The following is a 23,591-nucleotide window of genomic DNA, read 5'->3' on the forward strand; positions in this document are numbered from 1 at the left end:
CGCTGACGTCCGGCACCTCGCTCAGCCCGCGTGGATCCGGGGACGCTGCGCGGGTTCCGGGACGGCACGGCGCACGACCTCGCGGGTGACGGGTGCGACCTCGCCGAGGCCCAGCAGCAGGAAGCGGGCGAAGTTGACCAGCGGGTTCCCCTCCGACCACTCGAACCAGACGTCGGGCAGGACCCCGGTCCGGTCGCGGACGGCGAGCGAGACCGCGGCGACGGAGTTCGCGACGGCCGAACTCCGGACGGTCAGGACGCGGTGGCCGAAGCGTTCCTCCCCGCGGACCTCCAGTTCGGTCTCGAACTCCGAGGCGTCGGTGACGGTGACCTCGAGGAACACGGCGGGCTCGTCGGAGGGGATGTGCTGGTCGCGGCGTTCGTCGTACATCTTCTCGGCGTACTCGGCCTCGTCCCGGGCGTCGGGTTCGTTGGCGATGATGTTCAGCGCCCCCCGGGCCGCGGCCTCGTCCAGGAACCTCCGGGCCACCTCGTCGAACTCGACCCCGGTGGCCCGGAGCTCGAACGCGCGACGGGCCCGGGAGACCAGCGAGACCACGATGATCGCCGTGATGAAGCAACCGGCGATCTGCACCCCTTCGGGACGTTCGATGACGTTGGCCACGGTGGTGTAGAGGAACACCACGGTGATGGCCGAGAACGCCACCGTCGCCCCGCGTCGGCCCCGGCGGTGCGCGGACAGCGTCACCGCGACGGTGGCGGAGGTGATGAGGACGAGGACGCCGGTGGCGTAGGCACCACCCTGGGCGTCGACGTCGGCGTCGAACAACCAGGTCACCAGGAAGGCGATCGCCGTGAACACGAGGACGAGGGGGCGCACCGCACGGGCCCACTGCGGGGCCATCCCGTAGCGGGGCAGGTAGCGCGGGACGAGGTTCAGCAGACCGGCCATGGCCGAGGCACCGGCGAACCAGAGGATGGCGATGGTGCTGACGTCGTAGGCCGTGCCGAAGGCTCCCCCGAGGTACTCGTGGGCGAGGTAGGCCAGGGCGCGGCCGTTCGCCTCGCCGCCGGGCTGGAACTCCGCGGCCGGGATGAGCACGCTCGTCGCGAAGCTGGACGCGAGCAGGAACACGCTCATGACGATGGCCGCGACGGTCAGCAGGCGTTTCGCCCCGGCGATCCGGTCACCGCTGATCTGCGGCATCACCAGGACACCGGTCTCGAAACCCGACAACCCGAGCGCGAGCTGCGGGAAGACGACGAGGGCCGCGCCGATCACCGCCCAGGGCGACGACCCCTGGTTCAGCACGGCGTTCCACCAGTCCTGCACCGACACGGGGTGTCCCACGACGTGCGTGAGGGCGTCGACCACGACGACGGCGTTCAGCGCCAGGAAGGCCACGACGAGGACCACCGCGACCCCGATCGCCTCCGAGAAACCCCGCAGGAACACCGCCCCCAGCGCGGCGAGCAGCACCAGGGTCACCAGCACCTGGTGCCCCTCGAGGAACTGCGGGACGTAGGGGTTCTGCAGGGCGTGCTTCGTCGCGTCGGCGGCGCTCAGCGTCATGGTGATGAGGAAGTCGGTGGCCGCGAAACCCAGGAGCACGAGCACGAACAACTTGCCGCCCCACCAGGGCAGGACCTTCTCCAGCATGGCGATGGACCCCTCGCCGTTCGGGCTCTCCTCCGCCACGCGCCGGTACACCGGGAGCGCACCGAGGAGGGTCACGACCACCAGGACGAGGGTCGCGATCGGGGAGATGACGCCCGCGGCGAGGAAGGCGATGGCCGGCTGGTAGCCGAGGGTGGAGAAGTAGTCGACCCCGGTGAGGCAGACGACCTTCCACCACGGGTGACCCGGGTGCTCGACGCGCCCCTTCCCGTGCGGTCCGGGGTGGCGGCTCGCCCGTTCCTCCGATCCCGACATCAACCACGAACGACAGACCTCAGCGGCACGCACGCTCCCATCAGCGCAGGGGGCGCCGACGAGAGCAACCAGGACGCACCTCCTGCCGCGGATCTTGACGCGTTCCTTACGCCGGGACGACCTCCACCCGGACCCCGGCCGCCACCAGTCCCGCGACGACCTCGGCCGGGGCGGAGGAGTCCGTCACCAGCACGTCGACCTCCTCGAGACCGCAGACGACGGCGAGGGCGGTCCGGTGGAACTTGACCCCTTCGGCGACGAGGACGGTCCGCTGCGCACTGCGGCGCAGCGCCTTCTTCACCGCCGCGTCGGCCAGGTCGTGCGCCGTGACCCCCGCGTCGGGGTCGGCCGCGCAGCAGGTCAGCACGGCCGTGTCGAAGCGGAGTTCGGCCAGCGCCCGTTCGGCGAGCGGGCCGACGATGCTGCCCTCGGGGTGGCGCACGGTGCCCCCGGGCAGCAGCAGGGAGACGCTGGGGCTGCCGGCGAGGGCGGCGATGCCCTGCACGGACAACGGCATCACCGTCAGCCGGCGACCGGCCAGGGCCTGCGCGGTGGCCGCACCCGTCGTCCCGCTGTCGAGCACCACGGCCTCCCCGTCGCCGATCAGACCGGCGACGACGGCCGCGAGGCGCGCCTTGAGCGGTGCCTCGTCGACCGCCCGGACCTCGAAGGGCAACCCCTCGCCGCGCAACGTCGAGGGCACCGCCCCGCCCCGGACCCGGCGCAGGGCACCGAGACCGGCGAGGACGTCGAGGTCGCGGCGCACCGTGATGGTGGAGGTCTCGAGCCGTTGCGCCAGGTCGGGCACCTCGACCCGGCCGCGGGTGTGCAGCAGGTCGAGGATCACGCGGTGCCTGGTTCCGACATCCATGTTCACAAAGTACCTCATCTGTGATCGAATGGTCATCAACAACGATCACAACGAGGTTCAGGACGCGATGCCCAGCTCGATCTCCCGGTGGCGCAACGCCATCACCGTCTCCTTCGGCCTCGGCGGCATCGCCCTCTCCACCTGGGGACCGCGGCTGCCCGCCCTGAAGGCCGACCTGCAGCTGGACACCGGCGGACTGGGGGTCCTGCTCGCCGGGGTCACCGTCGGCTCCGTCGCCGGCCTGCTCTGCGCCGCACCGGTGATCACCCGGTTCGGGGCCCGCCGGGCGATCCCCGCCGTCATCGTCCTCGTGGCGGCGAGCATCGCCCTCGTCGGCCTCGGCGCGGCCCTGCCCTCGGTCCCCGTCGTCGGCGTGGGTTTCGTCGTGGCCGGGTTCTGCATCGGCTCGCTCGACGTGATGATCAACATCGACGGAGCGGCGGCCGAGGAGGCCGCCGGGCGCACCCTCATGCCGCTGATGCACGCCGCCTGGTCCGGTGGGGCGGCGGTCGGCTCCGGGATCGGGGCCGCCTGCGCCGCGCTCGACGTCTCCCCGTCGAAGCAGTTCCTCGGCGAGGCCGTCCTCATCGCCGCGGCCGCGGCCTTCGTGGCCCGCAACCTCCCCGACGGCGTCCGCGCCGGGCAGGAGGCACCGCAAGGACCTGCCTCGCAACGCCTCCGCGCCTGGCTGCGGGGCTGGACGGACGTGCGTCTGCTGATGATCGGCGTCGTCATGCTGGGTGCGGAACTCGGCGAGGGTTCGGCGAACAACTGGTTGACGCTCGCCGCGGAGGACGGGCACGGTCTCGACCCCGCGCTGGCCGCGTTGTTCTTCACCGTCTTCGCCGTCTCCGAGATGCTGACCCGCATCGCGGGCGGCCCGCTCGTCGACCGGTTCGGCCGGGTCGCCACCACCCGCGCGACCATCGCGCTCGGCGTCGTCGGTGTCGTCCTGTTCATCCTCGTCGACAACCCGGTCGTCGTCCTCGTCGGCGTGCTCCTGTGGGCGGTCGGGGTGTCGATGGGGTTCCCGCTCGGCATGACCGCCGCGGCCCAGAGCGGCCCGAACCCGGCGGCCCGGGTCAGCGTCGTCGCCGCGATCGGCTACTTCGCCAACCTCGCCGGGCCCCCCGGGGTCGGTTTCCTCGCCCAGTCGACGGGTCTGCTGCCCGCGCTGTGGCTCATCGCCGTGCTGATGCTCGTCGCCTTCGGCGCCGCGGGCTCGTTCGGAACGCGCACCGGTAGGTCCGTTCAGACCTCGAACCGGTAGCCCATCCCCGGTTCGGTGATGAGGTGCACGGGAGAACCCGGCACCTTCTCCAGCTTGCGGCGCAACTGCCCGACGTAGACCCGCAGGTAGTTCGTCTCACGACCGTAGGCCGGTCCCCAGACCTCCTTCAGCAACTGGGTCTGGGTGACCAGCCGGCCGGCGTTGCCGACCAGGACCTGCAGCAGGTGCCACTCGGTCGGGGTCAGCTTCACCGGAACGCCGTCGCGGGTCACGGTGCGCCGGGCCAGGTCGATGTGCAGGTCGTCGACGTCGACCACCTCCTCCGCACCACCACCGGGCACCTCCCCGCGCCGGACCGCCGCGCGCAACCGGGCCAGCAGCACGTCCATCGCGAACGGTTTCGTCACGTAGTCGTCGGCCCCCGCGTCGAGGGCGTCCACGGCGTCCGCGGCCGCGGTCCGCGCGGTGAGGACGATGATCGGGACCCGGCTCCAGCCGCGGATCCCGGCGATGACCTCGAGGCCGTCGAGGTCGGGCAGACCGAGGTCGAGCAGCACCACGTCGGGGTGGGTGCTCGCGGCGGCCTCCAAGGCCGACCCGCCGTCGGCGGCGACCGTCACGTCCCAGCCGCGGGCGGTCAGGTTGATCGACAACGCCCGCCGCAGACCCGGTTCGTCGTCGACCACCAGCACCCTGCTCACGACGGCGATCCTGCCAGGGGGAGGTCGAGGACCATCGTCAGGCCACCCCCGGGGGTGTCGACCGCTTCGAGTCTGCCCCCGACGGCCTCGGTCAGTCCCCGGGCCACGGCGAGTCCCAGACCGAGGCCGGCCCCGGAGCGGTCGCCCAGCCGCTGGAACGGGGTGAACGCCCGTTCCTTCGCCGCGCCCGGCAACCCCGGGCCGTGGTCGACCACGAGCAACCGCACCACGCTGCGGGCGTCCTCGGTGGCCACGGCCGCGCCGAGGGCGACCACGCCCCCGCCGTGACGCACCGCGTTCTGCACCAGGTTCGCCACGACCCGCTGCAGCAGCCCGGGGTCCGTCGCGATCGGCGGCAGGTCCGCGGGCAGGTCGAGGCGGACCCGGCCGGGTTCGACGTCGCGCAGCGCCGCACCCACGACCTCCTCGAGGTCCACGTCCACGACCAGGGCCTCGACGACCCCGCTGCGGACCCGGGTCAGGTCCAGCAGGTCGTCGATCAGCGCCTGCAACCGGTCCGCGGAGTTCCCCACCTCGGCGAGGAGCTCGTCCCGCAGGTCCTGCGAGAGGTCGATGTCCGTGGCCCGCAGGCTGTCCAGCGACGCCTTCAACGTGGCCAGGGGGGTCCGCAGGTCGTGCGAGACCGCGGTCAGCAACGCCCCCCGGACGGCGTCCCCCTCCTCCAGGCGCCGCACCTGGGCGGCCTCGGCCCGCAACCGCTGCCGTTGGCGGACGGCCGCGACCTGGGTGGCGAAACCCTCCAGCACCCGGCGGTCGTCGGCGGAGAGCAACCGCCCCCGCAACGCCAGGCACGTCAGGTCGTCGACGACGACCTCGGCGTCGGAGTCGCTGGGGCGCAGGCAGACCGGGTCCCCCTCGGAGGCGACGAGGCGCCAGGCGGACGTGGGTCCCTCGCGTTCGAGCAGCGACACCGAGTCGACGGCGAACGTCTCGCGGGTGTGGCGCAGGGCCTCGGTCAGCGGGTCGGCCGCGAGCAGCGCGGTGCGGGTGAGCACGGACAACGCCTCCGACTCCGCCCGGCTGCGGGTCGCGTCCCGCGTGCGGCGCGCGGCCGTGTCGACCGTGCTGGACACGGCGACGGCGACCAGCAGGAAGACGACGAGGGCCACCGCGTTGGTGGGCTGGGCGATCGCGAGCTGGTGGTAGGGCGGGGTGAAGAACCAGTTCACCGCGAAGCTCCCCAGCAGGGCCGCGGCCAGCGCGGGCAGCAACCCGCCGACCAGGGCCGCGGCGACCACGACGACCAGGAAACCCAGCAGGTCCGTCGCGAGGTCCTGCGCGGGGACGGCGAGCAACAACCCGGTGACCACCACGGGCCCGGCCACGGCGAGCACCCACCCCCACGCCCGCCGCCCCGCGGGCAGCGTCGCGCGAGAGCGTCCGGGCAACCGCAGCGGGCGGGCCTGCGCCTCGTGGGTCACGACGAGCACGTCGATCGCCCCCGAACCGCGCACGACGGCGTCCCCGACCCCGCGGCGGACGAGGGAGGCGATCGGCCGGTGCCGACTGGCCCCCACGACGAGCTGGGACGCGTTGACGCCGCGGGCGAACTCCAGCAGGGACGCGGCGACGTCGTCCCCGACGACCTGGTGGTAGGTGCCGCCGAGGCTCTCGACGAGGGTCCGCTGGTCGGCGAGGCGCGCCGGCGAGGTCCGCACGAGTCCGTCACCGCTCGCGACGTGGACGGCGTGCAGTTCCCCACCGGCGCCCCGGCCCGCGATCCGTGCGGCCCGCCGTACCAGCGTGGCCCCCTCGGCCCCGCCCGTGAGGGCCACGACGACCCGTTCGCGAGCGGACCACGTCGCCTCGATCCCCTGCTGAGCCCGGTAACGTTCCAGCCCCTCGTCGACCCGGTCGGCCAGCCAGAGGAGCGCGAGCTCGCGCAGCGCGGTGAGGTTCCCCGTGCGGAAGTAGTTCGACAGCGCCGCGTCGACCCGGGCCGGGGCGTAGACGTTGCCGTGCGAGAGCCTGCGCTGCAACGCCTCGGGGGTCATGTCGACCAGCTGGACCTGTTCCGCGGCACGCAGGACCGCGTCGGGCAGGGTCTCGCGCTGCTGGATCCCCGTGATGTTCTCGACGACGTCGTTGAGGGACTCGAGGTGCTGGATGTTCACGGTGGAGACGACGTCGATCCCCGCCTCCAGGAGTTCCTGGACGTCCTGCCACCGTTTCGGGTTCCGCGAGCCGGGGGCGTTCGTGTGGGCCAGTTCGTCGACGACCGCGACCTGCGGGTCGCGGCGCAGGACGGCGTCGACGTCGAGTTCCCCGCACTCGACACCGCGGTGCACGACGGTCCGGCGGGGCAGGACCTCCAGGCCGCGCACCGCCGCCGCGGTGTGCTCGCGGCCGTGGCTCTCGACGAGGGCGACGACGACGTCCGTCCCCCGCGCGACGCGGCGGTGCGCCTCGTCGAGCGCGGCGTAGGTCTTGCCCACGCCCGGCGCCGCGCCGAGGAAGACCCGGAGTCGTCCCCGGCGGTTCTCGTCCATCCCGACAGTGTCGCCGACACGGCGGTGCTCACCACCCCCTCCTCCGCCGGCGACCGGGCGAGCATCCGGGTGGGGGGTCCGCCTCGGAGAGGTAGGGCCGAGTTCTCTGCTCCGCTGCCGAGGAGTGCTCACCGGGCGATCGGGCTCAGAGACGCGACGCAGTTCGCACGAGGTCCGCGACGGCGAGGGAACGACTGCGCGGCGGCCAGGCGATCACGGTGGTGACGGTCGGCGCGTCCACGACCGGCACGGCGACGACGTCCTCGTGAAGCTGCGAGCGGCAGGAGTCCGGCGCGACCATCAGGGTGCGTCCCAGCGAGATGAGTTGCAGCAGCTGGCTGTGGCTCTGCACCTCCGGGCCCGGACCGGCTGCGTAGGTCCCGTCCGCCGCGGGCCAGCGGGGTACCGGCAGGTCTGGCAGGTTCGTCAGGTCGGCCAGGCGGAGCCCCCGGCTGGTGGTCAGCGGGTGTCCGGCGGGCAGCACGGCGACCTGGCCCTCCGTCAGGAGTTCCTCGGTGTCGAAACCCGTGGTGTCGTCGAAGGGCCGGTGCAGTACCGCGACGTCCACGCGGCCGTTGCGCAGGAGGCGTGCCTGTTCCCCGGGTCCGCAGAGCACGACGTCGACGTCGAGGGAACCGGGTTCCGCGGCGTAGGCCTGCAGGAGTTTCGCCAGCAGTTCGCTGGAGGCGCCGGCCTTGGTGGCCAGGACGACGCTCGGCCGGCCTGCTGCGGCCAGGGCCGCACGCCGGGCGCGGTGCTCCGCGGCCTCCATCGCGTCGAGCGCTGCGCGTCCCTCGCGCAGCAGGACCGCACCGGCTTCGGTGAGAACCACCGAACGACTGGTGCGCTGGAACAGCCCGTAGCCCAACCGGCGCTCGAGCTGGCCGACGGCCCGTGACAGGGGCGGTTGCGCGATGCCCAGGCGTTGCGCCGCGCGCCCGAAGTGCAGTTCTTCCGCGACAGCGATGAAGTAGCGCAGCTCCCGGGTCTCCACCGCCCCAGGGTACGCCCACGGCCATCCCGATCCATACCGCTGCGGTATCGTTCGAGACCTCGGTGGTCTTGGACGCCAGTGCCGGTGCCGGCGCACGATCGAACCCATGACCACGACGAGCACCACCAGCAAGATCGCCCTGGTGACCGGGGCGAACAAGGGGATCGGCTACGAGATCGCCGCCGGGCTCGGTGCCCAGGGTTACCGTGTCGGCGTCGGCGCCCGCGACGAGACACGGCGCGAGGCGGCTGTCGCGGCCCTGAACGAGGCCGGTGTCGACGCCTTCGGTGTGGCCCTCGACGTCACCGACGACACCAGCGTCGGCGAGGCCGCCGACTTCATCGCCGCGCGGTACGGCCGCCTGGACGTGCTCGTGAACAACGCCGGCATCACCGGAGGACACCCCCAGCAGCCGAGTTCGGTCGATCCCGCGGTCATCCGCGCGGTCGTGGAGACGAACGTCATCGGCGTCGTCCGGGTCACCAACGCCATGCTGCCGCTGCTGCGCGACGCGCCGTCCCCGCGGATCGTGAACGTGTCCAGCAGCGTCGGTTCCCTGACGCGTCAGTCCGGACCCGGCGGTGAGACCACGACCGGTCCCGTCGCCGTCGCCTACGCCCCCTCCAAGACCTTCCTCAACGCGGTCACGCTGCAGTACGTGCAGGAACTGGTCGGCACGAACATCCTCGTCAACTGCGCCTGCCCGGGTTTCGTGGCGACCGACCTCAACGGTTTCCGCGGGGTGCGCACCCCCCAGGAGGGCGCCGCGACGGCGATCCGTCTGGCCACCCTGCCCGACGGCGGGCCCACCGGTGGGTTCTTCGAGGACGCGGGCGTCATCCCCTGGTGAGCGGGCCCCGCCACGAACCGTCCACCACCTCGACAGGAAGAAACGCGTGAACATCGCAGTCCTCGGCACCGGCAAGGTCGGTACCGCTCTCGGCACCCACCTGGCCGCCGCCGGCCACACCGTCCACCACGGCTCGCGCACGCGTGCCGGTGAGGACGGGTTCCTGACCCACCGCCAGGCCGTCGCCGACGCCGACGTCGTCATCACCGCCGTCCCCGGGACCGACGTCGTCGCCACTCTGGAGGCGATCGGTGACGACGTCCTGGGAGAACGGGTCGTGCTCGACCCGTCCGCGGCGTTCACCCCGCAGATGACGATGGCCTACCCCGGTGACAGCGTGGCCCAGCAGGTGCAGCAGCGGTTCCCGCGACTGCGAGTGGTCAAGACGCTGAACACGATGAACCACACCGTCATGGTCGACCCGACGGCGTCGCTGACGCAGGTGACCGCCTTCGTCAGCGGAGACGACGCAGCAGCCAAGGCCGTCGTCACCGCCCTGCTCGGCGACCTCGGGTGGCCGGACGACAGCGTCCTGGACCTGGGCGGCGTGGACACCGCGTTGGCCACCGAACACGCCGCCCCGCTGTTCTTCGCGACCGTCCGGGCGCTGGGCACCGCGACGTTCAACATCTCGATCTCGCGGCAGCCGGCGTGACCGGCACCGGTTCCGGCGAGGAGGTCGGCCGCCGGCAGCGTCCCCTGGGTTCGGGGTTCGACGCCGCGTCCACGATCGACGACGTCCTCCGCGGGATCGACCTGAGCGGCCAGAACGTCATCGTCACCGCCGGGCACACCGGGCTCGGCGCCGTCCTCACGCGGGCGTTGGCCGCCGCGGGGGCCTCGGTCACCGTGGGGGCGCGCGATCCGCAGCGCGCCGCGGCTGCGTTGCCGGGCGTGGAGCGGGTGCAGGTCGACCGGCTCGACCTGCTGGACCCCGCCTCCGTCGCGTCGTTCGCGCAGCGCTGGAACGACTCGGGTCGCCCCCTGCACGTCCTGGTCAACAACGCCGGACTGCCTGCGCCCGCGGAACGCGTGCAGGACGACCGGGGTCACGAGGCGCAGTTCGCGACCAACTACCTCGGCCACTTCCAGCTGACCCTGGCCCTGCACCCCGCGCTGCGCGCGGCGCGCGGCGCGCGTGTCGTCAACGTGACGTCCGGGGCGCACCGGTTCTCCGGCATCCGCTGGGACGACGTGCACGCCACCGCCGGGTACGACCCGGGCGTCGCCTACGCCCAGTCCAAGACCGCCCTGGTGCTGCTCGCCGTGGGGCTGGACCGTCGGTGGGCCGCGGAGGGGATCCGCGGCTACGCCGTGCACCCCGGGGTCGTCGTCGGGACCGACCTGAACGCCGCGGTCGGGGACGACGCACTGCGGGTGATGGGTCTCATCGATGGAGCCGGTCGGCCGGTCATCGATCCCGTGGTCGGCAAGAAGACCCCGGAACAAGGAGCCAGCACCATCGCCTTCGCCGCGACCAGTCCGATGCTGCACGACGTCGGCGGCGTCTACCTGAAGGACAACGACGTCTCGGCGGTGAACGACCAACCGCTGCCCGTCACGGCCGACAGCATCCCGTCGGAGGTCGCCTCGCACGCCATCGACCCGCGGGCCGCGGACCGTCTGTGGAAACTGGGCGAGGAACTCCTGCGCCCCCCGAGCCGGCGATCCGCCCGACCCAGGTGAGCGGCCCCTCTCCAGGAACAGCCAGGAAGACCGAGCATGAGCACTCCGTTCACCGACGCCACGGGTTTCCCCGTCAACGCGGTCCGACCCGTCGTTCTGGCGTTCGCGGGTCAAGGACGTGTGGTTCGTCCTGGACCCGCTGCGCGATCAGGCGGGCAGCGGAACCCGGTGCGTCCCGCGCAGACGGAACACCCGGTCGGGGACGCCGTTGGTCCCGTCGAAGCCGAGGCGGACGTCGCTCACCCAGGCGGCCCGGATCTTCAGGTCGTCGCAGGTGCTGCGGGGGTTCGGGAACTGGAAGCCGGCGTTCAGCCTGGCGGCGTTCGTGCCCTGCCGGGTGTAGCGGTTCGTGGTGCCGCCGTAGCCGCCCCAGATCGTGGACGGGGCGAGGATGGTGCTCAGCCACCGGACCCGCGTGCTCGTCCCGCACGTGTAGCGCTCGGTGAGGCGGGCCGAGGAACCGGGACCGCCGAAGCCGCCGAGCTGGTTCTGGCTCGACGGGTCGTCGCTGAGGCCGCCGTAGGCGTCGAAACCGGAGACCGTCGCGGTGACGTAGACGTAGCCGCAGTCCGAGGACGGCGGGTGGATCGACTGGCAGCCGAAGAAGACCGGGTTGGTGGCCGGACCGTAGACGCCGACGTCCACGGCCGACAGCGTGAGACCGGACCGTGGGCCGGCGGACGCCACCGGCGCCACCCCGACGAGCAGGACGAACGTGGCCGCGAGCGCGGCGAAGACCTTGCGGTACATGAGATTCCCCCCGGAACCAGAGACGTGTGGACGACAGGCGACCACTCCCCCCGGCGGTGGCCGTGGCGAACAGCCTGCCACGTCCACTAGGCCGAACGGGTGACTTCCACAGAACTCGTCCAGCCGTCGCGGACCTGCCGTGCCCGTAGGCTGCCCCGGTGCTGGTCGTCCACGGGCTCTGGACCCGCGCGCAGACGCTCGCCCTCTGGGTCGAGGTGCCGCGCCGGCGTCCCGGCACCGCCCGGCCCGCCGACCTGGCGGCCCTGGCCTCGCTCGCACCCCGCGCCACGGCGCTGGCCGACGCCCTCTCCCGCCCGGCCAGCCGGACGGTGACGCTGCTGCTCCCGTGCACCCCGGCGGGGCGTCCGGCCGCCTCCACGGGGCGAGCGCGCGAGGACCTGCGGCTCGCCCCGGTGGAGGTGGACGTCGTGGAACTCCCGGGGGCCCGGGCCGTCGAGGTCCTCACCGAGGTCACCGCGCAGCAGCCGCCCGTCTCCGACGGGTTGCGCTGGATCGCGCACGTCGCGGGGGGCGCCCGGGCGGCCGTCGACGCGGGGCACGTCGTCCCCGACCTCAGCGGCGACGGTGAGCGGTTCACCGCCCACTGGATCCCCCTCCCGGACCGCGCGTTCCACCGCTGGCGCGCCGCCGTCGCCGAAGCCTGCCCGCCGGTGCTGCGCGCCGAGCCCGGACCGGGACGCCACGACGGACCGCCGGCCGCCACCGCGGTGCTCGACGACGTCTGCACGCTCGTCGTCGACGTCCTCACCGCCGAGCGCACCGAGCGGGTCCGGCTGCACGAGGTGCCGGAGGGCCCGAGCGTGCAGGCGTGGATCGGGGCACTGCAGCGGGGGGAACCCGTCCCGGACGGCGGGAACCTGCGGGCGCTGTCGCGGCGGGTCCGCGAGTGGCACCGCAGCGGTGACGACGCCGGTTACGACGTCGTCCTGCGCGTCGTGGAACCCGAACCGTGGGAGGACGTTCCCGAGGAACTGGCCGACGGGAAGCTCGACACCCGCGAGTCCGACCAGGTCGCGGACCTGAACTGGCGGATCCAGACCCGGCTGCGCCCCTTGGACGACCCGAGTCTGACCCTCACCCTGGACCAGGCGCGGGCCGAGGGTGCGAGTTCCCCCGACGGCGAGGACCCGTTGCTGCTGATGCTCACGGGGACCGCCCGCGCCGGTGCCGTCCACCCGCCGTTGCGGCGCATCCTCGGCGGGACGGCGGGACGCGGGGACGCGGCCGCCGAGGCCGGGGTGGAACTCTCGATCGAGGAACTGCTCGACCTCGTCGAGAACGGTGGTCCGAAGCTCGCCGCCGCGGGGATCGCGCTGCAGCTCCCACGGCACTGGACCAAGAAGGCGCTGTCGCTGTCCCTCAACGCCTCCGCCACCCAACCCGGTGCGATCACCGATCCGCAGGTGCGCAAGGACGACCTCATCGCCTTCCGGTGGCAGGTCGCCCTCGGCGACTCCCCGATCACCGAGGCCGAACTCCTGGCCCTGGCCGCCTCCAAGGCCTCGCTCGTCCAGTTCCGGGGCGAGTGGGTCCAGGTCGACCTCGAGACGTTGCGACGCAGCGCGACGTTCCTCCGCACCCGGGGCAACGGCAAGGCGTCGGTGCTGGACGTCCTCGCCATGGTCGGCGCCGGACGTGACCTGCCGGCCCCGGTCACGGGAGTCGACGCCCGCGGGATCCTCGGGGACGTGCTCTCGGGTGACGCCGCCCAGCGGTTGCCGGAACTCCCCGACCCACAGGGGCTGCGCGCGGTCCTTCGGCCCTACCAGCGCCGCGGTCTGACCTGGCTCGCGACGATGTCCGACCTCGGCCTCGGTGCCGTCCTCGCCGACGACATGGGGCTCGGCAAGACGTTGCAGCTGATCGCGTTGCTGCTGCACGAGAAACCCCGCGAACCGGGACCGACCCTGCTGGTCTGCCCGATGTCGGTCGTCGGGAACTGGGCCGCGGAGGCATCCCGGTTCGCGCCGGGGCTGCGGGTGCACGTCCAGCACGGGACGGGACGACCCCGGGGCGCGGAGTTCGCCGCGGTCGCGGCGCAGCACGACCTGGTCGTCACGACGTACGGGCTGCTGGTCCGCGACGTGCCCGACCTCGCCGCGGCGACGTGGCACCGGGTCGCCCTCGACGAGGCCCAGTACGTGAAGAACGCCAACACCCGACAGGCTCGCGCCGTGCGCGCGATCCCGGCCGCGCACCGGGTCGCCCTCACCGGGACCCCTGTGGAGAACCGGCTGGAGGACCTGCGGGCCGTGCTCGACGCGACGAACCCCGGACTACTGGGCAGCGCCGCGAGCTTCCGGGACACCTTCGCCGTCCCCATCGAGAAGCTCGGCCAGCAGGAACCGGCCCGCCGGCTCGCCGTCGTCACCCGCCCGTTCGTGCTGCGCCGGGTCAAGACCGACCCCACCGTCGCCGGCGACCTGCCCGAGAAGATCGAGATGACCGTCCGGGCCAACCTCACCCCGGAGCAGGCAGCGCTGTACCGGCGTGTCGTCGACGAACTCGTGAAACGTCTGGCGGACAAGGACTCCGACCCGGGCGGGATGTCCCGTCGCGGGTTGCTCCTCGCCACGCTGACCCGGTTGAAGCAGATCTGCAACCACCCCGCGCACTACCTCGGCGACTCCTCCGGGGTCCTGCACCGCGGGCGGCACCGGTCGGGGAAGCTGGAACTGCTCGACGACATCGTCACGTCGGCGCGGTCCGAGGGTGAGAAGGTCCTCTGCTTCACCCAGTTCGCCGAGTTCGGCCACATGCTCGGTCCGCACCTCGCCGATCGCACCGGGGAACCCGTGCCGTTCCTGCACGGCGGCGTCTCGCGACGTGGCCGCGACCGGATGGTCGCGGAGTTCTCCGAGTCCGGCGGTCCGGGGGTCATGCTGCTCTCCCTCAAGGCGGGCGGCACCGGGCTGAACCTCACGGCGGCCAACCACGTCGTGCACGTCGACCGCTGGTGGAACCCCGCCGTCGAGGACCAGGCCACCGACCGGGCCTACCGGATCGGGCAGCACCGCCAGGTCCAGGTGCGCAAGCTCGTCAGCGTCGGAACGGTGGAGGAACGGGTGGACGCCATCATCACGCGGAAACGGGACCTGGCCGACTCCGTCGTCGGCAGCGGCGAGGGCTGGATCACCGAACTCGACGGGGACGCCCTGCGCGAACTCATCAGCCTCGGCGACGACGCGGTGGGCGACTGATGCCCGACTGGGAGCAGTACGGCCGGCGCCGCGCGGGCGGGGGCCCGAAGCTGCGGTCGCAACGCGGCCGGATCGCGCAGAACTGGTGGTCCCAGCGGTTCACCGCCGCGCTCGAACGCACCGGTGACGCCGGGAGGCTGGCCCGGGGCCGGACCTACGCGCGGGCGGGGCAGGTCGTCGAACTGACCCCGCGACCAGGGGCGGTCGGCGCCCGGGTGCAGGGGTCCCGGCCCCGGCCCTACCTGGTCGAGATCCTCGTCCGCCGGTGGTCGGCCTCCGAGGTCGAGGCCGTCGTCGCGACCGTCGTCGAGAACCCGCTGCTGCTGGCCCCGCTGTTCGAGGGTGACGTCCCGCCAGGACTGGTGGACCTGCTGTCCGGCATCGGCATCGAGCTCCTGCCCGAGGACGCCGAGGTCGAGTACGACTGCAGCTGCCCCGACGACGGGGAACCCTGCAAGCACGCCGCGGCCGTCGTCTACGCCCTGGCCGAACGGCTCGACGCCGAACCCGCCACGACGCTGACCCTGCGCGGGGTGGAACTCGGGGACCTCGTGCGTCGCATCACCACCGCCGCCTCCGGACCCTCCGAACCCGTGGAGGACCTGTCCCGCCACGTCGCGACGTTCCACCGCAGCGGCGGGCCACTGCCCGAGCTGGGGGTCGCACGTCGGATCCCGGGCCGGACCGTGGTCGACGACCTCGACGACCTCGTCCTCGGTCCCGGCGCCGCGGGGATCGCCGACGTCCTGCGGCCCTACTACGTGGCCTTGAGCTCCCGCTCGTCGCGCCGGTAGCGCCGCACGAAGCACCGGAGCAGCGCCGTCGCCGCCGTGGCGTCGGAGCGGCGCAACTGCGCGACGACCTCGTCGTACTCCGCCGGGTCGAAGTACCCCTCGTGCCGGTAGACCGCGACCCGCTCCAGGATGCCCTCGACGTCGAGTTCGGGGTGGAACTGGGTGGCGTACTGGTGGTCCCCGACGCGGAAGGCCTGCACCGGACACGTCGGGGAGGACGCCAGGACGACGGCGTGCGGGGGCAGGTCCCGGACCGCCTCCTTGTGGCCGACGAAGGCGTCGAACGTCGACGGCAGGGAACCGAAGAGGGGGTCGGCCCGACCGGCCGCGGTGAGCGTCACCGGGACCGTGCCGATGGGTTCGCCGTGGGTGTGGTCGACGGTCCCACCCTGGTGCACCCCCAGGGTCCCCACGCCGTAGCAGGCGCCGAGGAACGGCACGTCCTCCTCGACCACCCGGTCCATCAGCCCGGAGAGTTCGCGCTCCACCCGCCGCTGGACCGGGGACTTCGTCTCCTCCGGGTCGCTCGTGCAGAACGGGCTGCCGCCGAGGAGGATCCCGGAGAACTCCGTCAGGTCCAGCTCCGGCAGCGGGTCGCGTTCCAACCGGACCCGCCGCAACTCCCCCGGCCCGAACTCCCCGTAGCGCAGGAACGCCTCGTACTCCGACGCCGCGACGGCGTCGTCGGCACGGGTCGCCAGCAGCAGGAACGGTCTCACGGACGTGACCCTAGATCGCGCACCCGGCCCCCGCAGGGTGAACGCCGCAGGCCCCCACCCCGTTGGGGTGAGGGCCTGCGGGCTCAGCGGATCAGACGGGGACGATCTCCGGCGCCTGCAGCCGGACGGCGTCGGCGGAGGCGTCGTCCGGCTGTTCCTGCGAGGCGCGTTCGGCGGCCACGCGCTGCTGGTAGGTCTTGACCTCGGTGGAACGACGTTCGTCGTCCCAGCCCAGCGGCCCGGCCATCAGATCGGCCGCGAGTTCCGCGGTCTCGGTGCCGCGGTCGTAGGTCTCGATCGAGATCCGGGTGCGGCGGGCGAGGACGTCGTCGAGGTGACGGGCGCCCTCGTGGGTCACCGCGTAGACGACCTCGGCCTTCAGGTAGTCGTCCGCGTGCGGCAGGGCCTCACCCAGCGTCGGGTCCGCCGCGATGAGCGCGAGGACCTCGTCGATCGCCGAGCCGTAGCGGTTCAGCAGGTGCTCGACGTGGTCGACGTGGATGCCGGCCTGCGCTGCCAGGGCGTGACGACGGTTCCACATCGCGTGGTACCCCTCGGCCCCGACGAGCGGGACGTTCTCGGTCGTGGAGACCGGGATCTTCCCGTCGAGACCGTCGACGGCCACGTCCACGGCGTCCTTGGCCATGACGCGGTAGGTCGTGTACTTGCCGCCCGCGACGACGACGAGACCCGGGACGGGGTGGCCGACGACGTGCTCGCGGGAGAGCTTGGAGGTCGACTCCGACTCCCCCGACAGCAGCGGACGGAGGCCCGCGAAGACACCCTGGACGTCCTTGCGGGTCAGCGGGGACTTCAGCACCGAGTTCGCGTGCTCGAGGACGTAGTCGATGTCGGCGCTGGTCGCGGCCGGGTGGGCCTTGTCCATCGTCCAGTCGGTGTCGGTCGTCCCGATGATCCAGTGCCGGCCCCAGGGGATGATGAAGAGGACGGACTTCTCGGTCCGCAGGATCACACCGGTCTTGGACTGGATGCGGTCGCGCGGGACGACGAGGTGGATGCCCTTGGACGCGCGGACCTTGAACTGCCCGCGGGCGTTCACCAGTTCCTGCGTCTCGTCGGTCCAGACCCCCGTCGCGTTGATGACCTGCTTGGAGCGGACCTTGATCTCGGCCCCGGTCTCGAGGTCCACGAGCACCGCACCGATGACGCGCTCACCCTCGCGGATGAACTCCTTCACCCGGGTGCGGTTGGCGATCATGGCCCCGTAGGTCGCCGCGGTGCGGGCGATCATCATGGTGTGGCGGGCGTCGTCGACCTGGCCGTCGTAGTACTGGATCGCGCCGACCATGGCGTCCTTGCGCAGACCGGGGGCCTCCTTGGCGACACCGCGCCGCGTGAGGTGGCGGTGCAGCGGGAAGCCCTTGTTGTTGCCCCCCGAGATCGCCATGCCGTCGTAGAGCGCGATGCCCGAGCCGATGTAGGGGCGCTCCACGAGGCGCTTGGACAGCGGGTAGAGGAACGGCACCGGCTTCACCAGGTGCGGGGCGAGCTTGTTGCGCAGCAGACCGCGCTCGCTCAGCGCCTCGTGCACCAGCGCGAAGTCCAGCATCTCCAGGTAGCGCAGGCCACCGTGGATCAGCTTCGAGGACCGGCTCGAGGTACCCGACGCCCAGTCCCGTGCCTCGACCATCGCGGTGCGCAGACCGCGGGTCACCGCGTCGAGCGCGGCTCCCGTCCCGACGACGCCGCCACCGATGACGAGGACGTCGAGTTCACCTTCTGCCATCTCGCGCAGCGCGTCTTCCCGTGCCTGCGGTGACAGTGCCTTGATCTCCACGTCCTGCTCCTCAACCTCTTCTTGCGGGTTCTGCTCCATGGTGTGCGCCGGGCGCGCATCGCGCGCGCCCGACGCGTTCAGGGGTGGGTCAGTCGACGTCGACCCAGTTCAGCGTGCGCTCCACAGCCTTCTTCCAGCCGGTGTAGCCGTCCTTGCGCTGCTCCTCGTTCCAGGTCGGCTCCCAGCGCGCGCCCTCGTTCCAGTTCTCGCGCAGCTCGTCGAGGTTCTTCCAGAACCCGACGGCCAGGCCGGCGGCGTAGGCCGCGCCCAGCGCCGTCGTCTCGGCCACGACGGGCTTGGAGACGGGGACGCCGAGGATGTCGGCCTGCAGCTGCATGCAGAGCTGGTTGGCGGTGATGCCGCCGTCGACCTTGAGCACCTCGACCTCGACGCCGGAGTCGGCGGTCATGGCCTCGGTGACGTCGCGGCTCTGGTAGCAGATCGCCTCCAGCGCGGCCCGGGCGATGTGCGCGTTGGTGTTGTAGCGCGAGAGCCCGACGATGGCGCCGCGGGCGTCGGAGCGCCAGTACGGCGCGAACAACCCGGAGAAGGCCGGCACGAAGTAGCAGCCGCCGGAGTCCTCCACCTGGCGGGCCAGCGACTCCGACTCCCCGGCGCCGGAGATGATGCCGAGCTGGTCGCGCAGCCACTGGATGGCCGAACCGGTGACGGCGATCGACCCCTCGAGGGCGTAGACCGGCTTCTCGTCGTTGAACTGGTAGCAGACCGTGGTCAGCAGCCCGGCCTTGGAGCGCACGAGCTCCTCACCGGTGTTCAGCAGCATGAAGTTGCCGGTGCCGTAGGTGTTCTTGGCCATGCCGGGGTCGAAGCAGACCTGCCCGACCATGGCGGCCTGCTGGTCGCCGAGGATGCCGGTCAGCTTGACCTTGCCGCCCAGGGGTCCGGTCTCCAGGGTCTCGCCGTAGCCCTCGGTGTAGGAGGACGGCTTGATCTCGGGCAGCATCTGGCGGGGGATGCCGAAGATCGCGAGCAGCTCGTCGTCCCAGTCGAGGGTCTCGAGGTCCATCAGCATCGTGCGGCTGGCGTTGGTGACGTCGGTGACGTGGGCACCGCCGCGCGGGCCGCCGGTGAGGTTCCAGATGAGCCAGGAGTCGGTGTTGCCGAAGATGGCGTCACCCTTCTCCGCGGCCTCGCGCACCCCGTCGACGTTCTCGAGGATCCACTGGATCTTGCCGCCGGAGAAGTACGTGGCGGGCGGCAGCCCGGTCTTCTGGCGGATCTTCTGGCCGCGCTCGTCGCGGTCCAGCGCGGAGGCGATCCGGTCGGTGCGGGTGTCCTGCCAGACGATCGCGTTGTAGTACGGGCGACCGGTGGTCTTGTTCCAGACGACGGCGGTCTCGCGCTGGTTGGTGATGCCCAGGGCGGCGAGGTCCTTGTACGTCAGGTTGGCCTGGCGCAGACCGGACTGGATGACCGAGCTGGTGCGCTCCCAGATCTCGATCGGGTCGTGCTCGACCCAGCCGGGCTTGGGCATGATCTGGGTGTGCTCGAGCTGGTACTTGGCGATCTCGTTGCCGCCGTGGTCGAAGACCATGAAACGGCTGGAGGTGGTGCCCTGGTCGACCGCGCCGACGTACTGAGGTCCGCTGGTGTCCGTCATGTCTTCTCGTCCGTCTCTCTGCGTTGAGTGGTCGGGTCAGTCTTCGGTGAGGACGCGGCCCTCGGGCTCCGGGGCGTCCTCGTCGGGCAGGTGGCGCTCGACGAGCACCTTGTACAGCGCACCGCCGATGAGACCACCGAGGATCGGGGCGACGATCGGGACCCAGAAGTAGAACGCCCCACCGGGTTCGCGCATGGCGGTGGAGTACCCGGTCACGAACGAGGCGAGCCGGGGGCCGAAGTCGCGGGCCGGGTTGATGGCGTAGCCGGCGTTGCTGCCCCACGCCATCCCGATGCCGACCACGATGAGGCCGACGATGAACGGCGCGAGGTTCGCGCCCGGGGGCATGGCCTTCGCCTGGGAGACCGCGAAGATCAGGAACACGAGGATCGCGGTGCCGAGGACCTGGTCGAGGAACGCGCCACCGACGCTGACGTCGGCGCCGGGCAGGGTGGAGAAGATGCCCTGGCTGGTGTACGTGTGACCCGGGTCGAGCGCGTCGATCGGGCCGGCGTAGACCCAGCGGACCAGCAGTGCGGCCACGAACGCCCCGAGGAACTGCGCCACGCTGTAGGGCAGGACCTTCTTCCAGGAGAAGCCCTGGAACACGGCGAGCGCGATGGTGACCGCGGGGTTCAGGTGGGCGCCGGTCGTGCGGCCGGCGACGTAGATGCCGAAGGTGACCCCGAGGCCCCAGGCCCAGTGGATCGAGTCGGCGCCGCCGTTCTTGCCGGCCACGACCTGGGCGACGACACCGACGCCGAAGAGGATGAGGATCGCGGTACCGGCGAACTCGGCGAGGAGCTCACCCGCGAGCGTGGGTTTGCGACGGATCGTCGCCGCGGGCGCGGCGGACTCCGTCGAAGAACTGTGGGACATGGGAACTCCACGTTGAGTCGGGCGTGCAGACGGCGAAGTTGCCGTGGTCTGGAAGGTAGGAGGGGGCAGGATCCGCGTCAACGCGTCCGGTTCGACCATGTCGAACGATCTGCGCCGGTAGCGGACGGTGCGTCACCGTTCACCCGTTCGGGCTCAAGCTCGTGGCCCAACGTGCCGACGTCGACCGGGTGACCCCGCTGCGCACCGACCCCACGAGCGCGCCCGGCCCTGCGCTCGGGCAGGTGCTGCGCGAGAACGCCCTCCGCTCGGTGTTCCAGACCGTGGTCGACCTGGCCACCGGCGAACCCGTCGCCGTGGAGGCCCTGGTCCGCGGTCCGCACGGTTCCGCCCTCGCCTCCCCGGAGCAGTTGTTCACGGCGGCCGCGGACGCCGGCCGGCTCGCCGACCTGGACGCCGCCTGCCTGCGCACGGCGCTGAGCACTTCGACGGGCGCGGCCACCGTCTTCGTCAACGTCTCCACGGACCTGGTGGACGTCCCGTCCGGAGGCCACGCCCACGTCGTGGCGGACCTGACCGAGCGGGCCCTCACCACGCGCCCGGGCGACGTCTTCCGGCTCGCGGCCCGCCTGCGCGAGCGCGGGTGGGGGATCGCCCTGGACGACCTGGGTGCGGACCCGGCGGCGCTGGCCCTGCTGCCCGTGCTGCGTCCCGACGTCCTCAAGCTGGACCTGCGCCTGCTGGCCGCCCGACCCGAGGCCGAGGTCGCCGCGATCGTCCAGGCCGTCGGCGCCCAGGCCGAACGGGACGGCTCGGTCGTGCTCGCCGAGCGGATCGAGAACGCCGCGGACCTGCGGACCGCTCGCGCCCTGGGCGCCACGCTGGGGCAGGGGTGGTTCTTCGGCCGGCCGAGCGAGGACCCCACGGCTGCGGCCCGCGAGCCGCTGCGGCCGGGCGCGCGACCGGCGCCCCTCACCGGGTCGCCCTTCGCGGCGGTCTCGTGCCGACGGGACGCGCGACGCGTCGACGAGGACGTCGTGGAGGACACCCTCCGGCACCTGGAACGGCACGCACTGCGCAGCGTCGAACCCACCGCGGTCGTCAGCCTCGGGACGGCGTCGGCCGAGCGCGTCGCCCGGCACGAGCAACTGGCCCGGCGCGCCGGGTTCTCGCTGTCCCTGCCCGGCGCCGACGAGGTGGGCGCGGTCGTGCTGGGGCCGCACTTCGCCTCGATCGTGCTGGCCCGGCCCGTGGGCGCGGAGTTCGACCTCGTCGTCTCCCACGACCGTGACCTCGTGGTCTCGGTCCTGGCGGGGCTGCTGGAGCAGGCACCGGAGCGGACCCCCGCGGCGTCCCCCGCGGTCGTGGACCTGGCCCCGGCCGGGCAACGGGACCTGGTGACCACGGTGTCGCAGGCGATCGACGACGACCGGCGGGTCGGCACCGGGACGGGTCTGCTGGTGGTCGGCGTCGACGGCTCCGAAGGCTCCTCGACGGCGTCGCGCGCCACGGTCGTGGCCCGGATGCGCCGGGCGGTCCGCTCCGTGGACCGGTGGATCCCGGTCGGCCCCGACCTCTTCGCCGTCCTCCTGACCGGGTTGCCGCGGGCGGGCAGCGAGGGTGTCGTCGAACGCGTCGCCGACGCCCTGCTCATGGCGGTGGAGACGTCGATGGACACCCACCCCGACGTGTCGGTGAGCATCGGCGCGAGCCTCGCCCCGACGCGGGCCGCCACGGGTGCGGAGGCGCAGCGGCAGGCCGTCGCGGCGCTGGACGCGGCCCGACGTGCCGGTGGGCACTGCGCGCGCATCTGGCCCGTCTGACAAGCTCGACCCCAAGGCTGGTGCGGTCGCGGTGCAGCGAGCGCCGAGAAGGAACTTGGTGGGGATGTCGGGGTACTTCGCGCTGTTGCGCGATCCGTTGGTGGCACGTCCGTTCATCTCCTCGGTGGTGGCCCGCATCCCCATCGCCACGGCCCCGCTGGGGCTGGTGCTGCTGGTGCGCGACCAGCGCGACTCCTACTCCCTCGCCGGGATCGTCACGGGGCTGTTCGCGGTCGGGCTGGCGCTCGGTTCGCCGTTCTGGGGTCGGGCGCTGGACCGGCTGGGACAACCGCGCGTCCTGGTCCCCACCGCGGCGGCGAGTGGGGGGCTGCTGCTGCTCCTGACCGGAGCCACGGTGTGGCAGGCGGTCCCGGAGCCGGTCCTGCCCGTGCTGGCCCTGCTCGCCGGGATCGCGTTCCCGCCCCTGAGCCCGGCGATGCGTTCGACCTGGCGGGTGGTGGTCCTGGAGGAACGACCGCGCCGGCGCGGGTACGCCCTCGACGCGGCGGCGGTGGAGACGATCTTCGTCGGTGGCCCCTTGCTACTCAGCGGGTTGCTGCTGCTCGGGGTCGCCGCGCTGCCCCTGCTGGTGACGGTGCTGCTGCTGTTCGGCGGGACGATGGCCTACGTCCGCTCCCCCGGCGCGCGGCGGCCACCGGCCACCCTCGAGGAGGGCGGGTCGCACGGTGCGGGAGCGGCGCTGCTGCACAGCCCCGGGTTCGTCCTGCTGCTGGTCGTGATGGCCGTCATGAGCATCGGCTTCGGCATCCTCGACGTCTCGATCGCCGGGCTGGCCGAGCACCTGCTGGGATCGGCCGACCGGCTGGGCGTGCTGTTCGCGCCGATCGCCGGCGGCTCGGCCATCGGCGGTCTGCTCTACGGCAGCCGGGACTGGCGCAGTCCGGACCGGCGTCGGCTGCTGGTGACCCTGGCCCTGTTCGGGGTCCTGCTCCTGGCCGTCGCGACGAGTGCCGGGGCGGACGTGCCGCTCGTCGTCCTGATGGTGGTCCTCTTCTTCGCCGGGCTCTTCATCTCCCCGAACCTCATCGCCGCTCAGGGGTTGGTGGACCAGCTGGCACCGGCCCACCGGCTCGGGGAGGCGCAGGCGTGGCTGTCCACGGCGATCACCGCGGGCGCGGCGCTGGGCAACGCCGCCGCCGGCCTGATCCTGGACGCCGCGGGCCCGCGGGAAGCGCTCACCACGGCCTCCTGCGCGGTGCTCACGGCGGCGGTGGTCTGCCTGGCGGCGCAACGCGTGTGGGGTCGGCGCCCGGTCGCCGTCGCCCCGTAGG

General features: G+C 72.6%; 18 protein-coding genes. 8 read left to right on the forward strand and 10 right to left on the reverse strand.

Going from position 1 to position 23,591, the window contains the following annotated elements; translation table 11 throughout:
• Positions 1-21 precede the first annotated feature (21 nt).
• Both ACFQ46_RS08435 and ACFQ46_RS08440 read right to left on the reverse strand, forming a co-directional pair.
• Positions 22-1,893, reverse strand: coding sequence for an amino acid transporter (locus ACFQ46_RS08435; protein ID WP_380259235.1), 1,872 nt, complete (start codon positions 1,891-1,893; stop codon positions 22-24).
• A gap of 106 nt (positions 1,894-1,999) precedes the next feature.
• Positions 2,000-2,764: a DeoR/GlpR family DNA-binding transcription regulator gene (locus ACFQ46_RS08440; RefSeq protein WP_380259033.1), complete on the reverse strand. Its 765-nt coding sequence runs from the start codon at positions 2,762-2,764 to the stop codon at positions 2,000-2,002.
• 67 nt (positions 2,765-2,831) lie between these two features.
• Between ACFQ46_RS08440 and ACFQ46_RS08445 the strand changes: the two genes are divergently transcribed.
• A complete protein-coding gene (locus ACFQ46_RS08445) occupies positions 2,832-4,034 on the forward strand; it encodes an MFS transporter (protein WP_380259035.1) in 1,203 nt (400 codons plus the stop codon).
• Here the strand turns inward: ACFQ46_RS08445 and ACFQ46_RS08450 are convergent.
• The 3 genes from ACFQ46_RS08450 to ACFQ46_RS08460 all read right to left on the reverse strand — a co-directional run bounded on the left by ACFQ46_RS08450 (position 4,016) and on the right by ACFQ46_RS08460 (position 8,200).
• On the reverse strand, positions 4,016-4,696 hold the full coding sequence (locus ACFQ46_RS08450) for a response regulator (RefSeq protein ID WP_380259037.1): 681 nt from the start codon (positions 4,694-4,696) through the stop codon (positions 4,016-4,018). The genes ACFQ46_RS08445 and ACFQ46_RS08450 overlap by 19 nt on opposite strands.
• Entirely contained in the window at positions 4,693-7,206 is a 2,514-nt protein-coding gene (locus tag ACFQ46_RS08455; RefSeq protein ID WP_380259039.1) for a DUF4118 domain-containing protein, read from the reverse strand. The genes ACFQ46_RS08450 and ACFQ46_RS08455 overlap by 4 nt, the downstream gene beginning before the upstream one ends.
• Before the next feature lie 145 nt (positions 7,207-7,351).
• Positions 7,352-8,200, reverse strand: a complete 849-nt coding sequence (locus tag ACFQ46_RS08460; protein WP_380259041.1) for a LysR family transcriptional regulator — start codon at positions 8,198-8,200, stop codon at positions 7,352-7,354.
• A 106-nt stretch (positions 8,201-8,306) separates the two neighbouring features.
• Between ACFQ46_RS08460 and ACFQ46_RS08465 the strand changes: the two genes are divergently transcribed.
• The 3 genes from ACFQ46_RS08465 to ACFQ46_RS08475 are packed head-to-tail and all read left to right on the forward strand — an operon-like array spanning position 8,307 to position 10,736.
• Positions 8,307-9,050, forward strand: coding sequence for an SDR family oxidoreductase (locus tag ACFQ46_RS08465; protein WP_380259043.1), 744 nt, complete (start codon positions 8,307-8,309; stop codon positions 9,048-9,050).
• Between the two features lie 46 nt (positions 9,051-9,096).
• Positions 9,097-9,705: an NADPH-dependent F420 reductase gene (locus tag ACFQ46_RS08470; RefSeq protein WP_380259045.1), complete on the forward strand. Its 609-nt coding sequence runs from the start codon at positions 9,097-9,099 to the stop codon at positions 9,703-9,705.
• On the forward strand, positions 9,702-10,736 hold the full coding sequence (locus ACFQ46_RS08475) for an SDR family NAD(P)-dependent oxidoreductase (protein ID WP_380259047.1): 1,035 nt from the start codon (positions 9,702-9,704) through the stop codon (positions 10,734-10,736). The genes ACFQ46_RS08470 and ACFQ46_RS08475 overlap by 4 nt, the downstream gene beginning before the upstream one ends.
• Positions 10,737-10,883: 147 nt before the next feature.
• Here ACFQ46_RS08475 and ACFQ46_RS08480 read toward each other — a convergent pair whose 3' ends face one another.
• Positions 10,884-11,486: a hypothetical protein gene (locus ACFQ46_RS08480; RefSeq protein WP_380259049.1), complete on the reverse strand. Its 603-nt coding sequence runs from the start codon at positions 11,484-11,486 to the stop codon at positions 10,884-10,886.
• 158 nt (positions 11,487-11,644) lie between these two features.
• On the opposite strand from ACFQ46_RS08480, the gene ACFQ46_RS08485 reads away from it, so the two are divergent.
• Positions 11,645-14,707, forward strand: a complete 3,063-nt coding sequence (locus tag ACFQ46_RS08485; protein WP_380259051.1) for a DEAD/DEAH box helicase — start codon at positions 11,645-11,647, stop codon at positions 14,705-14,707.
• The gene (locus tag ACFQ46_RS08490) at positions 14,707-15,501 is read left to right on the forward strand and encodes an SWIM zinc finger family protein (protein WP_380259053.1); all 795 of its coding nucleotides are present in this window, start codon (positions 14,707-14,709) and stop codon (positions 15,499-15,501) included. Before ACFQ46_RS08485 ends, ACFQ46_RS08490 begins: the two co-directional genes overlap by 1 nt.
• Here the strand turns inward: ACFQ46_RS08490 and ACFQ46_RS08495 are convergent.
• The 4 genes from ACFQ46_RS08495 to ACFQ46_RS08510 all read right to left on the reverse strand — a co-directional run bounded on the left by ACFQ46_RS08495 (position 15,465) and on the right by ACFQ46_RS08510 (position 20,518).
• On the reverse strand, positions 15,465-16,220 hold the full coding sequence (locus ACFQ46_RS08495; protein WP_380259055.1) for a glutamine amidotransferase: 756 nt from the start codon (positions 16,218-16,220) through the stop codon (positions 15,465-15,467). The genes ACFQ46_RS08490 and ACFQ46_RS08495 overlap by 37 nt on opposite strands.
• A gap of 91 nt (positions 16,221-16,311) precedes the next feature.
• Positions 16,312-18,018 (reverse strand): glycerol-3-phosphate dehydrogenase/oxidase, encoded by a 1,707-nt coding sequence (locus ACFQ46_RS08500; RefSeq protein ID WP_380259057.1) that lies wholly within the window; start codon positions 18,016-18,018, stop codon positions 16,312-16,314.
• 88 nt (positions 18,019-18,106) lie between these two features.
• Positions 18,107-19,639 (reverse strand): glycerol kinase GlpK, encoded by a 1,533-nt coding sequence (gene glpK / locus ACFQ46_RS08505; RefSeq protein ID WP_380259059.1) that lies wholly within the window; start codon positions 19,637-19,639, stop codon positions 18,107-18,109.
• Positions 19,640-19,675: 36 nt separating this feature from the next.
• Positions 19,676-20,518 (reverse strand): MIP/aquaporin family protein, encoded by an 843-nt coding sequence (locus tag ACFQ46_RS08510; RefSeq protein WP_380259061.1) that lies wholly within the window; start codon positions 20,516-20,518, stop codon positions 19,676-19,678.
• A gap of 161 nt (positions 20,519-20,679) precedes the next feature.
• Between ACFQ46_RS08510 and ACFQ46_RS08515 the strand changes: the two genes are divergently transcribed.
• Both ACFQ46_RS08515 and ACFQ46_RS08520 read left to right on the forward strand, forming a co-directional pair.
• Positions 20,680-22,299, forward strand: a complete 1,620-nt coding sequence (locus ACFQ46_RS08515) for an EAL domain-containing protein (protein WP_380259063.1) — start codon at positions 20,680-20,682, stop codon at positions 22,297-22,299.
• 100 nt (positions 22,300-22,399) lie between these two features.
• On the forward strand, positions 22,400-23,590 hold the full coding sequence (locus ACFQ46_RS08520; RefSeq protein ID WP_380259064.1) for an MFS transporter: 1,191 nt from the start codon (positions 22,400-22,402) through the stop codon (positions 23,588-23,590).
• The last annotated feature ends 1 nt before the right edge of the window (position 23,591 follow it).

Source organism: Kineococcus sp. GCM10028916 (assembly GCF_042674865.1).
GTDB lineage: Bacteria > Actinomycetota > Actinomycetes > Actinomycetales > Kineococcaceae > Kineococcus.